Source organism: Azospirillum sp. RU38E (genome assembly GCF_900188385.1).
Lineage (GTDB): Bacteria > Pseudomonadota > Alphaproteobacteria > Azospirillales > Azospirillaceae > Niveispirillum.
Genome location: NZ_FZOI01000005.1, coordinates 213,210 through 228,236, shown reverse-complemented (window position 1 = coordinate 228,236; position 15,027 = coordinate 213,210). Strand labels below are relative to the sequence as shown.

Genomic DNA, 15,027 nt, shown 5'->3' with positions numbered 1-15,027 from the left:
ATGCGCATCACCGTGGGCACGAAAATCTGGGGCAGCCTGTGCATGGTGCTGCTGGTTCTGCTGGTGGTCGGCGGCGTCTCCCTGCGGGTGACCGATCGGCTGACCGCCGACGCCGCCTGGCGCAGCCACACCTATCAGGTACAGGGCGCCATCACCGAACTGCTGTCCATCATGCAGGATGTGGAGACGGGGCAGCGCGGCTTCCTGATTACCGGCGACCCGAAATTCCTGGAACCTTATGAAAATGCGCTGGGCCGGCTGCAGCCGGGGGTCCGCAGTTTGCGTAATCTGATCGCGGATAATCCGGATCAGGTGCGCAATATGGACCGGGCGGAGGAATTCATCGCGGTGAAAACCGAATCCATGCGCATGAATGTGGATATCCGCCGCAACCAGGGTTTCCAGGAAAGCCAGGCGGCGGTGATGACCCTGCGGGGCCAGAAGGCGATGGATGATTTCCGCGGCGTCATTGCCCAGATGCACGCGGTGGAAGACACCCTGCTCCGCCAGCGGGAGGCGGAGCTGGAGGATACGACCGAAATGGCGCGCGCCAGCGTGATCGGCGGCGCGCTGATCGCCGGCCTGCTGGTGCTGGCCTCCGGCCTTTATCTCAGCCGCAACATTGCCACCCCGTTGCAGGAGATCACCCGCATTGCGGAGCGGATCGGCACCGGCGATCTGACCGTGACGCTGACACCCTCCAGCCGCACGGACGAGGTGGGCATCCTCTCCGACACCTTCATGCGGATGACGCGCAGCCTGCGGCAACTGATGCAGGAACTGTCGGAAGGCATCAATGTGTTGGGATCGGCCGGCAGCCAGATTGTCAGCACCACGGCCCAGGTGGCCGCATCGGCGGCAGAGACGGCCACGGCCCTGGCGGAAACCTCCTCCACCATGGAGGAGGTGCGCAAGACCTCCCAGCTTTCCACCGAAAAGGCCCGCCATGTCGCCGATACGGCCCAGGCGACGGCACAGATCTCCGCCACCGGCAAGCGGGCGGTGGAACAGAGCATCGCCGGCATCAATCTGGTGCGCGACCAGATCGGCGCCATCGCCGAGGCGGTGATCAAACTGTCTGAACAGAGCCAGGCCATCGGCACCATCGTCGCCTCCGTCAATGATCTGGCCGAACAATCCAACCTGCTGGCCGTCAACGCCGCCATCGAGGCGGCGCGGGCGGGCGAACAGGGCAAGGGTTTCGTGGTGGTGGCCACGGAGGTGAAAAGCCTGGCCGAACAGTCCAAGGAGGCAACGGCCCAGGTCCGCGCCATCCTGACCGATATCCAGAAGGCCACGGCCACCGCCGTGCTGGCCGCCGAACAGGGCTCCAAGGCGGTGGATGCCGGGGTACGCCAGTCGCTGGAGGCGGGCCAGGCCATTGAGAACCTGGCCCACAATATCGCCATTGCCACCCAGGCCAGCACCCAGATCGTCGCGTCGAACCAGCAGCAGCAGGTGGGCATCGATCAGGTGGCGCTGGCCATGGACAGCATCCGGCAGGCCAGCACCCAGAATACCGTGGCCACCAAACAGGCGGAAACCGCGGCGCATAATCTGAATGCGCTGGGGCACAAGCTGAAATCGCTGGTCAGCCAGTATCGCGCCTGACGGGCGGCGACGGGGACGGTCCATGAACAGCAGGAATGAACAGCTTCTGCAACGGCTGCTGGCCATGTTCACCGTGGAAGCGGAGGACCATGCCACCGCCCTGGGTGCGGCACTGCTGGAACTGGATCGCGGCGTGGCCGAGGAGCGGCGGCGCGAACTGGTGGAAAAGATCTTCCGGCAGGTGCATACGCTGAAGGGCGCGGCGCGCACAGTCAATCTGGGCTCCCTGGTCGCGCTCTGCCATGCGCTGGAATCGCTGCTGGCCCTGGTGAAGCAGGGCAACATGGCGCTGGATGGCGACCTGCGGGAGCTGCTGCATCGCAGCCTGGGGGCCATCCGGGTGATGATCCCCGGCGGGGGCAATGGCCCCAGCCCGGCCGATCCGCCGGGGCTGGACCGGCTGGTTGGCGATATCAACCACAAGGCGGGCGCGCCGGGCATGGCCAGCCCGCCGCCCCCGCCCCTGCCGCCACCCATTCCGGCCCCTGCCCCGCCGGTGGCGACCGTGGCGGAAATCCCCGCTGCCGTGCCGCCTGTGCCGGAGCAGGCGGCGGCCCACCGACCGGTGAAGCAGACGGTGCGGGTACCCATCGCCCAGCTGGACCGGCTGCTGCATCAGGCGGAGGAGCTGATCGGGGCCAAGCTGTCCGGCGCGGAGCGGGCGGCCATGCTGCGCGGGCTGGGACGGGAACTGGGGGAGCGCACGCGCAGCCGGAGCCGGTTGGGCCGGGCCGCCCAGGCTGACCATGACGCACAGACGCTGGCCTGGCTGGGATCGCGCTTGAGCAAGCTGGCCACGGAGGCCGATCAGGAGGCGCGCGGGCTGGCCAAAAGCGTGGACGGGCTGTTGAGCGGCACCAAACAGGTGCTGATGCAGCCCGCCACCAACCTGCTGGATCTGGTGGCGCAGAATGTGCGCGAACTGTCGCGCGAACAGGGCAAGGATATCCAGCTTGTCGTCGCCGGGGAAGGGCTGGAGCTGGACCGGCGGGTGCAGGAGGAGCTACGCGATGCCCTGCTGCACCTGATCCGCAATGCCATCGGCCATGGGCTGGAGACGCCGGCTGAACGGTTGGCCCAGGGCAAGCCGGGCCAGGGCACCCTGTCGATCAGCCTGGCCCCGCGCGATGGCGGCCGGGCCGAGATCACCATCAGCGATGATGGGCGCGGCATGGATGGGGGTCGGCTGGTGGCGGAAGCCATCGCCCAGGGCGTGGTGGATGCAGAGGAGGCGGCAGCCCTGAACCAGGGGCAAATCCTGGCACTGGCTTTCCAGTCCGGCCTGTCCACCAGCAGCGGGTTGACCGACCTGTCCGGCCGGGGGCTGGGGCTGGCCATCGTGCAGGAAAAGGTGGAACGGCTGGGCGGCACCATCGCGGTGGAAACCGCCCCCGGTGCGGGCACCAGCTTCCGCCTGCTGCTGCCGGTGACGATGGCGGCCTTCCGCGTGGTGATGACGCGGGTGGGCACGCAATGTCTGGCCCTGCCCACCAACCGGGTGGAGCGGGTGGCGCGCATTCCCTGGCGGGCGGTGGAGCTGGTGGACCAGCGGGAGGTGGTGCGGGTGGATGGCAAGGCCGTCGGGCTGGTCCGGCTGGCCGACCTGTTGCGCCTGTCGGGCGGGCCGGAACCGGAAGGGGAATTCCGGCATTATCTGGTGGTGGCCGCCGCCGGCCAGCGTATCGCCATTGAGGTGGACCAAATTATCGGCGAAACCGAAATCCTGATGAAAAGCCTGGGCTGGCCCCTGGCGCAGGTGGCCTGCGTCGCCGGGGCCATCATGCTGCCGTCGGGCGGGCTGGGCTTTGTGCTGAATGTGCATGAGTTGCTGCGCAGCGCGCTGCGCCAGGATTTCCCCACGCGCCCGGCCCGCAGCCTGACCAGCATGGCGGCCCCGGCGCGCAAATCCATCCTGATCGCCGAAGACAGCATCACCGCCCGCACCCTGTTCAAACACGTGCTGGAAGCGGCCGGATACCGGGTGCGCACCGCCGTTGACGGGCTGGAAGCCTGGGGTCTGCTGGCGGAGGAAAGTTTCGACTTGATTGTCTCTGACGTGGAAATGCCGCGGATGAGCGGGTTTGAACTGACCGGCAAAATCCGCCACGATCCCCGGACGGCCGACCTGCCGGTGATCCTGATTACCTCGCTGGAAACGCGGGAGGATAGGGAACGTGGGGTTGATGTCGGTGCCAGTGCCTATATCGTGAAGAAAAGTTTCGACCAAAGCGACCTGCTGGATATGATCGGTCGCCTGCTTTAAGGACGCGCGTTGTGATTAAGGTTCTGGTCGCCGAAGATTCCCCCACGATACGGGCCTTCCTGGTCAGTATTCTGGAAACCCAGCCCGACATGCGGGTGGTGGGCGCCGTTTCCAGTGGCGAGGAAGCGGTGGCGGCCGTACAGGATCTGAAGCCCGACGTGGTGACGATGGATATCCATATGCCCGGCATGGATGGTTTCACCGCCACCCGCCGCATCATGGAAACGCTGCCGGTGCCCATTGTCATTGTGTCCGGCATGATGACCGACCAAGTCGCCGCCACCTTCCGCGCGGTGGAGGCCGGCGCGCTAGCCTTTGTGCGCCGGCCGGCCGGCATCGGCCATGTGGACCATGATGCGGAGGCGGCCGATCTGGTGATGACCGTGCGGCTGATGTCGGAGGTGAAGGTGGTGCGCCGCTGGCGCCGCCCGCCACCGCTAGGCAGCCTCCCCCGCGCCGGGACGGGCACGGGGGAGGTGGCCGGCGGGCGCAGCCGGCCCCGGCTGGTGGCCATCGGTGCGTCCACCGGGGGACCGATGGCGTTGCAGACCATCCTGTCCAGCCTGCCGGCAGATTTCCCCCTGCCCATTCTGGTGGTGCAGCATATTGCCAATGGCTTTGTCGAAGGCTTTGCCGAATGGCTGCGGCTTTCCAGCGCGCTGGAGGTGCAGGTGGCACGCGATTTCACCGGCACAATGCCCGGCCATGTCTATCTGGCGCCGGATGACCGGCATCTGGGCATTGACCGCAACGGGGTGATCCGCCTGTCCGACGCCGCGCCGGAAAGCGGCCTGCGCCCCGCCGTTTCCCACCTGTTCCGCAGCGTGGCGGACCAGTTCGGGGCAGAGGTGGTGGGCGTGCTGCTGTCAGGCATGGGGGCCGACGGCTCCGCCGAACTGGCCCATCTGCACGCGCTGGGGGCCACCACCATCGCCCAGGACAAGGCCAGCTCCGTGGTCCATGGAATGCCCGGCGTCGCCATCGACATGGGCGGCGCCAGCCATGTGCTGAACCCGACGGAGATCGGGGCGAAGCTGGTGGGGCTGGTGCGGGGGTAGGGGGAAGGGCTGCTACGCCCGTCACAACCCCGCAGCTTTACGCAGCGTTTCATTGATGCGGCTTTGCCAGCCGGGCCCCGTGGCCCGGAAATGATCCACCACCGCCGGGTCCAGGCGCAGGGTCAGTGCAACTTTGGGTGCTGGCGATTTCGGCCGCCCACCCTTGCGCGCCCGCGCTTCGGCAAACTTCACCTGCCATTCTGGTGTAGACAGATCAGGTGCGTCGTCCGGGTCAATCCAGGTAGGGTCCAAAAGCTCGTTGCTCGCGGTCATTGGCTTTCCTCATGCTGATGATGCGGCGCGCATCACCGCGCGGTAAGGGTTTTTGTAGTACAAAAACCAGATTGCTATTGCCTTGCAAGATTTCTCCCTCTGGTACTGCGCCCACACGAGACGCCCGGCCATTTCTGGCCGCCGGCCCAGCAGCGATCAGTCCTTGGGAGCCGGCAGGCCAGACCGGTTGGGTAGCCCATCCTACGCAACACTGCGCAACACATTTTCACTCACCGTTGCGCAGCCCCCTCCCCCAGGCACAAAACCCCACACTAGGACTTTCACCCTATCACATCCCCACCCCCCGCACAATCCGCCGGCCCCCGGCCCAGCATTTCCGCCAGTGCATTGCCCAGGAAATCGGCGACGCGGCGGATGCGGGGGTTGGTGCGGACGTCTTCCTGCATCACCAGCCAGACCGGCAAGGAGGGGCAGCGCAGCGGCAGCGGGACATGCAGCAGGTCTGGCTGGCGGCGGGCGAGCAGGTGCTGGGCGAAGCCAAGGCCGGCGCCGGCCAGCAGCAGGTGCCAATACAGCATCTGATCATCACAGCGCAGGGCGAAATCCTCCCGCGCCAGGGACAGGCCGTTTTCGGCCGCCAGCCGGATGATCATGTCGCTGCGGTCGAAACCCAACAGGGTATGGGCCGCCAAATCCGGCACGGTTTCGGGCAAGCCGTGGCGGGCGGCATAATCGCGGCTGGCGAACAGGCCGATGGGGGTGTCGCCCAGCTTGCGGGCGATCAGGGCTTGCTGCGTCGGGGCCACCATGCGGATGGCGATATCGGCATCCCGATGCAGCAGGTTCTGAATCGTATCGGATGCCACAATCTCCACCTGAATAAGCGGTTCCGCCTGCCGCAGGGCGACGATCAGGGGCGGCAGCAGCAGGTTGGCCACCACCACGGACGCGGTCAGGCGGACCGTGCCGCGCAGGCCCTGGGCCTGCCCCTGGGCCTTGAAACCCAGACGCTGGGCGGCCTGCCCCATGGCGCGGGCATCATCGATCAGGCGCAGTGCCGCCTCTGTCGGTTGCAGCCCCCGGATGGAGCGGATGAACAGCAACATGTCCAATTGCCGCTCCAGCTCCCGGATATGGCGGCTGAGGGTGGGCTGGGTGGTGCCACTCTGCGCTGCCGCCGCCGAAAGGGAGCCGGTTTCCATCACCGCCAGAAAGGAACGCAGCAGGGCCCAGTCAATGTCTTTCATTTTTGGAAGCCTTTTATCAAATCATCGGTCATTTTCATGCATCAGTGAATAGCGGAGATTGGCGATATTCACCACCCGCAACCGTAAGGATCCATCATGCCGGGCATGGTCAATGGCGCGCCAAAGGCCGTGCTGCATCTGGAGGCGTTGGGCCTGTTTGCCGCCACTCTCTGGGCCTATGGGCATCAGGGCGGGAATTGGGGATTGTTCGCGGCGCTGTTCCTGCTGCCCGACCTGTCCATGCTGGGCTATCTGGCCGGGCCCCGGGCGGGGGCGCGGCTTTACAATCTGTTTCACGCCTATCTGCTGCCGGCGGCGGGGCTGGCCTGGGGCCTGGGGGCGGGGTGGGACTGGGCCAGCCATCTGGCGCTGATCTGGATCGCCCATATCGCCCTGGATCGCGCGCTGGGCTTCGGCCTGAAATATGAACAGGGGTTCCGGCTCAGCCATCTGGGCGGAGGGTTAGGACTGCCGCCCCACCCGCAGCAGCCAGGTCATTTCCAGCCAGGACCGTCTGGCATGGACAAGATGCAGGCCCAGCCCGTGGCCGGCCAGGATGGTGCTGATGGTTTCCACCGCGCAATCCTCTGACAGCAGCATCAGCAGTTCGGTGCGGGCAAGGTCCAGGGCGGCCAGTTGCGGGACCAGACGGTGGAAATAGGCGAAATCATCGCCGCAATACCAGGCGCGTTCGGCCATGCTGGCGGGGTCGCGCGGGTAATAGGGTGGGGTGATAATGATCAGATCAAAGGCATCCGGGGCAAAGCTGGTGGCCTGATCCGCCAGCACAGGGTGAAAGGGCAGGCCATTGCGGGCGGCATTCAGGCGCGCATTGGAAAGGGCCGCCGGGTTGATGTCGCTGGAAACCACCCAGGCGCCGGCGCGGGCCAGGAACAGGCCGACCAGCCCGGTGCCGCAGCCCAGATCCAGCACCCGCCGCCCGGCAAGGTTGCGGCCCGGAAAGCGGCGGGCGAAATGATCCAGCAGCACGGCGGTGCTGACGGTGGGGCCGGGCGGGAAAACGCCGGGCTGCACCAGGATATCCAGCCCATGCCGCCGCCAGCGCCGTTCCACCGCATAATGCCGGCGGAACCAGCGCTGCAGCAGCGGCGTCAGCGGGCGCAGAATCAACCGGCGCAGGCCCGCCAGCCAGCGGTTGCGGCGGGGCAGCGCCATCATGCCAGCAGCCCCTGATAAAGCTGGGTATAGGCTTCCACCGTCTGTTCGATGGGCCAGAGGCGGCGCGGCGGCGGCGGATCGTCCGCCAAGGCGGCCAGGGCCGCTGCGGCCAACCCGTCCTCCCCCACCGCCAGCCGGAAACCGGGATCGGCGCTGGACGGGGCAATGCCGACGGCACGCGACACCACCATGGCCCCGCGCGCCCGTGCCTCTGCCATCACCATGGCGAAGCTTTCAAACGCGGCCGTATGCAACAGCACCCGGCTGCGCGCCATCAGGTCGAACACAGCGGTACGCGGCAGGCGGCCGGTGAAGCTGAGATTGTCGGCCACCCCCAATTGCCGGGCCAGTGCCTCCGCCGGTTCCAGCAACGGACCCCAGCCGGCCCAGCAGGCCCGCAGGGTCGGGTGCGGCACCACCAACTGGGCGACAATGCGGACAAAGGCCAGCGGGTCTTTCACCGGGATCAGGTTGCCCACGGCCAGCAGATCGATTTCCCGTGGGCAGGCCGGCTGTTCCACCGGGGCCACACCCCAGGGGATGACATGGCCGACATCCGGCCCGCCATTTTCCAGCAGCACCCGGCGCTGATAGGCGCTGACCGCCACGCCGGTGACACCCGGCTTGCCCAGCAGGCTGTGCCAGCGGCCGATGTGCCGCACCTCCTGCCCCATCAGCGTCACCACCAGGGGGGCACCGCAAAGCCGGGCCGCCAGCCGGGCCACCCCGGCGCATTCCCCCAGCCAGAAGGCATGGATCAGATCAAACGGCCCCGCCTGATGCAGGGCGGTCAGCAATTGCGCCTGGGCCAGCAGCCGGCGGGGCAGCCGGGCATTATCCCCACCGATGGGCAGCACATCCAGCCCATGCCATTGATAGGGCGTGCGGCGGGCCGGGTAATGCAGGGCAAAGATGCTGATCCGCCAGTCGGGATGGGCAGCGCGCAGGGCCAGCACATAATCCTGCAGGGCGGGGATACAATCACTGTCCTGTTCATCGGCCGGGAAGCCCGGCGTCACCAGGGCGATGTGACGCGCACTCATCCCGCCGCCCCCGCCGGGGCGGTGGTGCTGCAGGACAGGGCCCGCACGTCCGGCCGCCCCGGTACCTGCCAGCGGGCGATCAGCATCCCCGCCCGCGACCGCCAGGCCCGCAGCTTCAGCCGCAGGGCGCGGGGATGCAGGCGGTTCTTCTCCTGGTCCCAGGCCACCTCATGCGTCAGATAGGCCAGGGCATGGGCGTAATAGCGTTCCGAATAGGTGCGGGGGAACCGGTTTTCCCGGTCGCTGCCCTCGGCAAAGTCAGGCGAGGTGACGTGGGGCGACAGTTCGCTGTAAAGCTCCGTCCCCTTGATCGGATAGGCCAGCGTGACCGTATAGCGGTCGGGCCGGGCATTTTTCAGATATTGCAGGGTGTTGAGGATATCCACCTCCTCCTCCCCCGGATAGCCCAGCATCAGGAAGGTGCCGGTTTCAATCCCCGCCTCGCTGGCCGCACGGATCATGGCGGTGGCCGCCTCTACCGTTACCTGCCGGTTCATGCTGTCCAGAATGCGCTGGGAACCGCTTTCGGCCCCGATCCAGACCCGGATACAGCCGGTGCGGGCCAGCAGCTCCACCACCTCCGGGCTCATCCGGTCGGCGCGGGTGATGCATTCATAGCGGATGCGCAGGCCGGCAGCGTCCAGCGCCTCGGCAAATTCCCGCAGCCAGCGGTGATTGACGGTGAAGACATCATCGACAAACCAGAACTGGTCCGGCTGGTAGAGCCGGGTCAGTTCGGCCAGTTCGGCCACCACCTTGTCAGCCGCGCGGCGGCGATAGCTTTTGCCGTACACGGCGCGGCTGCACCAGGAACAGCTATAGGGGCAGCCGCGCTGGGTGGAAACGTTGAGCGAGGTCTGGCCATGCGCGCCCCGCCAGGCCCGGAAATAGGGGGACAGGTCGATGCGATGGCGGGCCGGAACCGGCAGTTCATCCAGCTTGGGCAAGTGCGCGCGGGATGGGGAGAAGGCCGCCTGCCCATCCGCCCCGCGATAGGCCAGCCCCGGAATCCCGGCCAGCACGGCGGGGTCGGCCAGATCGGCATCGGGCAGGGCGGCGATGGCGGCCATCGTCTCCTCCCCCTCCCCCACCACCAGCAGATCGACGCCATGGGCCAGATAATCAGCGGCGTTATAGCGCCCGTCCGGCCCGCCCAGCACCACCTTGATGCCGGCGTGCAGGGGCGACGCGCGCAACTGGCGGATCAACCGCAGCACCACCTTGCGGGTCATCAAGGTGACGTAGAAGGCCACCATGCGCGGACGCAACTCATCCATCCGGGCCAGGAAGGCGGGCTCCGTCAGGAAGGTATTGTCGATCACCTCATGCACCACGCTCTGGCGATCCAGCCAGGCGGAGATGGACAGCAGGCCCAGCGGTGGATAGGGCCGCATGATCTTCTGTTCCACCGGGTCATCGGCGAGGAAGTAACCGTGGGAGAGGACGAGGCTCATCCCTGTCTCCGAAATTCCAGCAACATGTGATCGGATATCCCGGCCAGCAGCGGCCAGCCGGGCAAGGCGCGGTCAAGGCGTTCCAGCCGGTCCACCAGGGCGGGGCGGTTGGTAAAGACCGGTTCCAGCGCGCTGGGCGGCACCGCCAGACCGATGGGGCGGACGGCCACACAGTCAAAATCGGCGGCGAACATGCGGCGCAGCCGGTCCGGCCCATAATACCAGATGGGGAAGCTGGCCGCCCCCACCCGCGCCGTCACCGGCCCACCGCCCAGGCGGCGGAAGGCGGCGCGCGGGTGCAGGCGGGGCAAATGCCACGCCACCTCCCACAGGCAGAGCGGCGGCATCACCACCAGCACCACCCGCCCGCCGGGCCGCACGATGCCGGCCAGTCGCCCGGCCAGGGCGGCCAGATCATCGGGCGACAGGCAGTTCAGCCCACCGAAATTGGACAGGACCAGATCGAACTGCCGGCCCAGCAGGGACGGCGACAGCATCTGTGCCGCCAGCCGGGTGGTCTGCACCAGATGGCCCAGCCCGGCCCTGGCGGCTTTACGCGCCGTCTGCACCAACATGCCGGTGGAAATATCGGTGGCCAGCACCTGATAGCCACGGGCGGCCAGATGCACCGCATCTTCCCCCGTGCCGCAATTGATCTCCAGCACGTCCGCCGGGCGGCCCAGCGCGTTCAGCACCGGTTCCAGATGCGACCAGACAAGGTTGCGCTGCGCCCGGCCAACCCGGCTGCGGGTGAAATCATCGTCATAGCTGTCGGCAGCCTGATCGAAGGCGGCGTCGGTCATGATGCCGCCCCCGCCGTTTCCGCTGCCGCCATCACCGGGGCATCACCGCGCGGTTTTTCCAGCCGCAGCCGCAGGGCGCCCAGCGCCAGCGGCAGGGCCTGGCGGGCCAGCACCGACAGGGCGCGCAGCCGCCCGCCCGGCAATGCACCGCGCAGCACCTTCACCGCCCGCGCCCAGGCGACGCGGCGATGCACGTAACGGTGCAGATGGCGATAGAAATTGGGCCGATAGGCGCCGGGGAACATCAGGTCCAGATCGTCGCTATGGGTCCAGTTGGTCTTTTCCCCCAAGGCCGCCCGCATCCGTTCATAGAAGACCGTTCCAGGCAGCGGGTAGGAGACGGAAATGCCGATCTGATCGGGCAGCAGCCCCGTCACCATGGCGATGGTGCGGTCGATATCGGCGCGGGTTTCACCGGGATATCCGAACTGCAGGAAGAAGGCCGACCGCATCCCCAGCGCCCGGATGCGCGGCACCAGCGCGTCAATCTGGGCGCGGGTGATGCCCTTGTCCATGGCATCCAGAATGCGCTGAGAGCCGCTTTCCGCCCCGATCCAGACGGTATCCAGGCCGGACGCGGCCAGCGCTTCCAGCGTGTCACCCTTGGCCAGCAGATCAGCGCGTGACTGGATGGTGTAGGAAAAACGCAAACCGCGCTGTTGCACCAGTTCGGCAAAGCGCTGAATCCAGCCGGGTTTCAGGCCGAAAATATCATCGGTGATCCAGAAATGATCGGGCTGATAGGCTGCGATCAGATCGGCGATTTCATCCACCACGCTTTCCGGGGAGCGGGAATTATAGCGGCTGCCATAGATGGGCTTTGCACACCAGTTGCAACTGAACGGGCAGCCGCGCGTGGTGGAGATGTTCAGCGAGAAACGGCCATGCGCCTGCCGCCAGATGCGGCGATACGCCTCCATATCCACCAGATCCCAGGCCGGGCGCGGCAGCGCATCCAGATCGCGCAGCACGGCGCGGCGCGGGGTGGCCACAGGCGTGGCCAGCTTGGCCACCTCCCCCGCCGCTGCCGGCATCGGCTGCGCGTGGATAATGCCCTCGATCCCATCCAGCGGCTGGCCTTCCTGAAGGGCTGCCAGCACGGCGCGCAAGGTCGCCTCCCCCTCGCCCTTGATCACGGCATGGGCACCGGCGGCCAGGTAAAGGTCGGCATGGTCGGCGGCATCGGAACTGCTGACCAGCACCTTGGCCCCACGCGCACGGGCCAGGGAGACCATGCCCAATGCTGCCTCCCGCATCCGGGTCAGGCACATCTTGGTCAGATAGTTGAAGCCATCTTCATAGATCACCACGGTGCCGGGGCGTTCCCCATCCACCAGATCGACAAAGCCGCGTTCATTTTCCGCCAGACCGGCATCGAACAGGGAGACGTTATAGCCGGCCTGCCGCGCCACAGCGGCGGCATAGAGCGTGCCCAACGGCGGATAGGGCTGGGCCGCCCGCCACTGCTTTTCATCAAAACGATAGAAAAAGGCCGAGGCCACCAGCAGACGGGAGCGGTCCACCCCACGGTCGATCAGCATGTCACCCTTATTCTCCAGCCGGTCCAGCGTATCCTGATAGGAACGCAGGATGCGGTTGCGCCAGTCACGCGTGTGCAGCTTGGCCACATGGCGGGTCATCTGCATGGCGCCGCGCGCTTCCAGCGCCGGCAGGGCCGGCACCTTGCGGCGCACCCAATAACGGGTGAGATGCAGCAGGGCACGGTCGATCAACCCGCCCCAGGGGCCGGCGAAGAGCTTCTCCGCCCAGGGACGGGGAAAGGCCGCTGCCTCCCCCGCCGGGGCGGGCAGCAGGGCGGCCGGGCGGGCCTTGGCCACCCATTTGTTGCGGCTGTGCAGTTCATCCAGCAGGGCGGTGCCGGCCACCGGGATCATGCTGGCGGTTTCCACCGCCGTGAACGGGTCGCGCAGCGGCAGATCCAGCGTATCGGCATCGACCAGATAATTGGCGCACAGCAGATCGGGATCGGGCAGGCGATGCACCTTCCACTGGATCAGCGTGCGCGCGATCCACAGCCGGCCCGGCTGGGCAATGATGAAATAGTCAAAATCACCATCCGCCGCCATCACGCCTTTGGAGAGCGAGCCAGAAATCCCCACGGCCCGCACGAAGGGGATGCGCATCAGGCTGCGGCCCATGGCCAACGCGTCGGGCATCACCTGGCGGGCGCGGGCGGCCGTATCAGCGCGGCGCGCCACCCGCGCCGCAATCTCCGCCAGGGCGAAGAAGGGGCCGGGCGGCAAAATCCATTGCGGGTCCAGGGCGGCATCCACCCCATCCAGCCGCTGGACCAGACCCAGCGCCACCAGCCGGTCCAAACCATCCGCCAGGGCCGCCGGTTCCATATCCGGCAGGTCGATCCAATGGCCGATTTCCGCCGCCGTCAGCGGATGGCGGAACAGGTCATGATAGGCCAGCACGCGCAGGATGGCAGAACCCACCCGGCCCATGCCAGGGATGGAACGGCCGATATCATCATTGGCCGGGATCAGTGCGAGGGGCAGCATGTTGTTCATGGGCTGGTCGCCTCCTCCGCCCGAAATCCCTCGATCTCGGGCCGCGTATAGCGGAGCAGTTTCTGGAAAACCTTGAGTTCCAGGGGCTTGGCGTAAAGCTGCAAGCCATAGCGCAGGGCCGCCAGCAGCGGCATCAGCCGGCGGTTCAGCGGACCGACGGTAAAATCCGTGCGGGTGGGGTAGCGCGCATTCAGCACGGTTTCAAAATCATGGATGTGCCGCACCATGGCCGGCGTCAGCCAGGGGGTCAGCGGGTTGCGGTGCAGGTCGAAATTCTCCCAGGCCGGCGTCAGCCACTCCTCCAGGCTGGATGGGAAGGCGAAACCGGCCTCCACGATCTGCCGGTGCAGGTCGCTGCCCTCCGTCGGCACGGGGCTGTAGATATAAAGAATGATCTCCGTCGCCGGGGCCTGGCGCTTCAATTCGCGGATGAAGCCGATATCGCGGTGGATCTGCGCCCAGACCTCGGCTTCTGTCGGCTTGGGGAAGCCCAGCACGAAGGAATATTCCGGGATGATGCCAAAGCCCGCCAGACGGCGGGCAAAGCGCAAAATCTGTTCGCCGGACTGTTTGCCGCCCTTGTCGATCTGGGCCAGGATACTGTCATCCCCGCTTTCGGCGCCGAAAAAGATCATCCGGCAGCCGGCGCGATGCATCAGCGCCAGCGTCTCATCGCTATATTTGTCGATCGTGTCGATGCGGCCTTCGCCCCACCAGATAACGCCCTGGCCCTGCATGGCGCGGGCAAATTCCACCACCCGCTTTTCCGAGACGAAGAAATTATTGTCGGTGAATTCGATGGCATCCACGCCATGGGCATCGCGCACCCGCAGCACATCCTGCGCCACCAAGGCCGCGGAGCGCGATTTCCAGCGGCCCTGATAGATCGGCACCACGGCGCAGAAGGAACAGGTGAAGGGACAGCCGAAGCTGGTATGCATGGCATGGGTACGCCACCCCAGGAAGGTACGCGGCAGATAGCCTGCCATCGGATAGCGGCGTTCCAGCAGGTGCAGCGGCAGGGGAGGCACGGCATCCGGGTCGGGGATGGCACCGCGCGACACGCGCAGCAGATTGTCACCGCGCAGCAGGATCAGCCCCGGCACCTTGTCCGGGGCCTGCCCCGCCTCCAGCGTCTCCAGCAGGGCCGGGAAGGCCAGATCGGCCGGCCCGTCGATGATGTAATCCACCCAAGATGAGCGCAGCACGGCATCGGGCTGGTTGGAGGGGAAATAGCCGCCCCAGATGATGGTGACGTCCGGGAAATGTTCGCGCACCTGGCGGGTGATCGGCACGGCCTGGCGCAATTGCGGCCCCGGCATCACCGTGGCCCCGAAATAACGGTAACGCCCGCTGGCCAGCAGGTCACGGATGGTGGGCCAGGGATCGGCCTCCCGGTTGCCATCCACCAGTTCAACGGCAAAGCGGTCACCCAGGCAGGCGGCCAGATGCAGGATGCTGTTGGGCACGCGGGGCCGGCTGGTGGCCCAGGGGTTGAACAGGATGATGCCGGGCAGGGAAAGGCTGGACATGGATCAGGCCCCCGCCCCCGGCGCGGCACAGCGCCGGGCCGGAACGGCCTGCCTGTCCGTGCTGAA

Annotated in this window: 11 protein-coding genes and 1 pseudogene; 4 read left to right on the top strand and 8 right to left on the bottom strand. The window is 66.8% G+C overall.

Annotation, left to right across the window (positions count from 1 at the left end; translation table 11 throughout):
- The 3 genes from CHB97_RS12445 to cheB are packed head-to-tail and all read left to right on the top strand — an operon-like array spanning position 1 to position 4,932.
- Positions 1 to 1,611 (top strand): methyl-accepting chemotaxis protein, encoded by a 1,611-nt coding sequence (locus CHB97_RS12445; protein ID WP_160105798.1) that lies wholly within the window; start codon positions 1 to 3, stop codon positions 1,609 to 1,611.
- A gap of 22 nt (positions 1,612 to 1,633) precedes the next feature.
- Positions 1,634 to 3,874: a response regulator gene (locus CHB97_RS12440; protein WP_089288292.1), complete on the top strand. Its 2,241-nt coding sequence runs from the start codon at positions 1,634 to 1,636 to the stop codon at positions 3,872 to 3,874.
- An 11-nt stretch (positions 3,875 to 3,885) separates the two neighbouring features.
- Entirely contained in the window at positions 3,886 to 4,932 is a 1,047-nt protein-coding gene (gene cheB, locus CHB97_RS12435) for a chemotaxis-specific protein-glutamate methyltransferase CheB (protein WP_089288291.1), read from the top strand.
- A gap of 21 nt (positions 4,933 to 4,953) precedes the next feature.
- On the opposite strand, the gene CHB97_RS12430 is transcribed toward cheB, so the two are convergent.
- Positions 4,954 to 5,205 (bottom strand): BrnA antitoxin family protein, encoded by a 252-nt coding sequence (locus CHB97_RS12430; RefSeq protein ID WP_089288290.1) that lies wholly within the window; start codon positions 5,203 to 5,205, stop codon positions 4,954 to 4,956.
- Between the two features lie 281 nt (positions 5,206 to 5,486).
- The gene (locus CHB97_RS12425) at positions 5,487 to 6,413 is read right to left on the bottom strand and encodes a LysR family transcriptional regulator (protein ID WP_089288289.1); all 927 of its coding nucleotides are present in this window, start codon (positions 6,411 to 6,413) and stop codon (positions 5,487 to 5,489) included.
- A 96-nt stretch (positions 6,414 to 6,509) separates the two neighbouring features.
- Between CHB97_RS12425 and CHB97_RS26820 the strand changes: the two are divergent.
- Positions 6,510 to 6,857 (top strand): annotated as a pseudogene (locus tag CHB97_RS26820) (DUF4260 domain-containing protein); the annotation flags it as partial.
- Positions 6,858 to 6,875: 18 nt separating this feature from the next.
- Here the strand turns inward: CHB97_RS26820 and CHB97_RS12415 are convergent.
- The 6 genes from CHB97_RS12415 to CHB97_RS12390 are packed head-to-tail and all read right to left on the bottom strand — an operon-like array spanning position 6,876 to position 14,961.
- On the bottom strand, positions 6,876 to 7,592 hold the full coding sequence (locus CHB97_RS12415) for a class I SAM-dependent methyltransferase (RefSeq protein ID WP_200819915.1): 717 nt from the start codon (positions 7,590 to 7,592) through the stop codon (positions 6,876 to 6,878).
- Positions 7,589 to 8,635 carry a glycosyltransferase gene (locus CHB97_RS12410; RefSeq protein WP_089288287.1) on the bottom strand — a complete coding sequence of 349 codons (1,047 nt, stop codon included), beginning with the start codon at positions 8,633 to 8,635 and terminating at the stop codon, positions 7,589 to 7,591. Before CHB97_RS12410 ends, CHB97_RS12415 begins: the two co-directional genes overlap by 4 nt.
- Positions 8,632 to 10,089 carry a B12-binding domain-containing radical SAM protein gene (locus tag CHB97_RS12405; protein WP_089288286.1) on the bottom strand — a complete coding sequence of 486 codons (1,458 nt, stop codon included), beginning with the start codon at positions 10,087 to 10,089 and terminating at the stop codon, positions 8,632 to 8,634. Before CHB97_RS12405 ends, CHB97_RS12410 begins: the two co-directional genes overlap by 4 nt.
- A complete protein-coding gene (locus CHB97_RS12400; protein ID WP_089288285.1) occupies positions 10,086 to 10,892 on the bottom strand; it encodes a class I SAM-dependent methyltransferase in 807 nt (268 codons plus the stop codon). The genes CHB97_RS12405 and CHB97_RS12400 overlap by 4 nt, the downstream gene beginning before the upstream one ends.
- Positions 10,889 to 13,429 carry a radical SAM protein gene (locus CHB97_RS12395; RefSeq protein ID WP_089288284.1) on the bottom strand — a complete coding sequence of 847 codons (2,541 nt, stop codon included), beginning with the start codon at positions 13,427 to 13,429 and terminating at the stop codon, positions 10,889 to 10,891. The genes CHB97_RS12400 and CHB97_RS12395 overlap by 4 nt, the downstream gene beginning before the upstream one ends.
- Entirely contained in the window at positions 13,426 to 14,961 is a 1,536-nt protein-coding gene (locus tag CHB97_RS12390; RefSeq protein ID WP_200819914.1) for a B12-binding domain-containing radical SAM protein, read from the bottom strand. Before CHB97_RS12390 ends, CHB97_RS12395 begins: the two co-directional genes overlap by 4 nt.
- Positions 14,962 to 15,027: the final 66 nt, after the last annotated feature.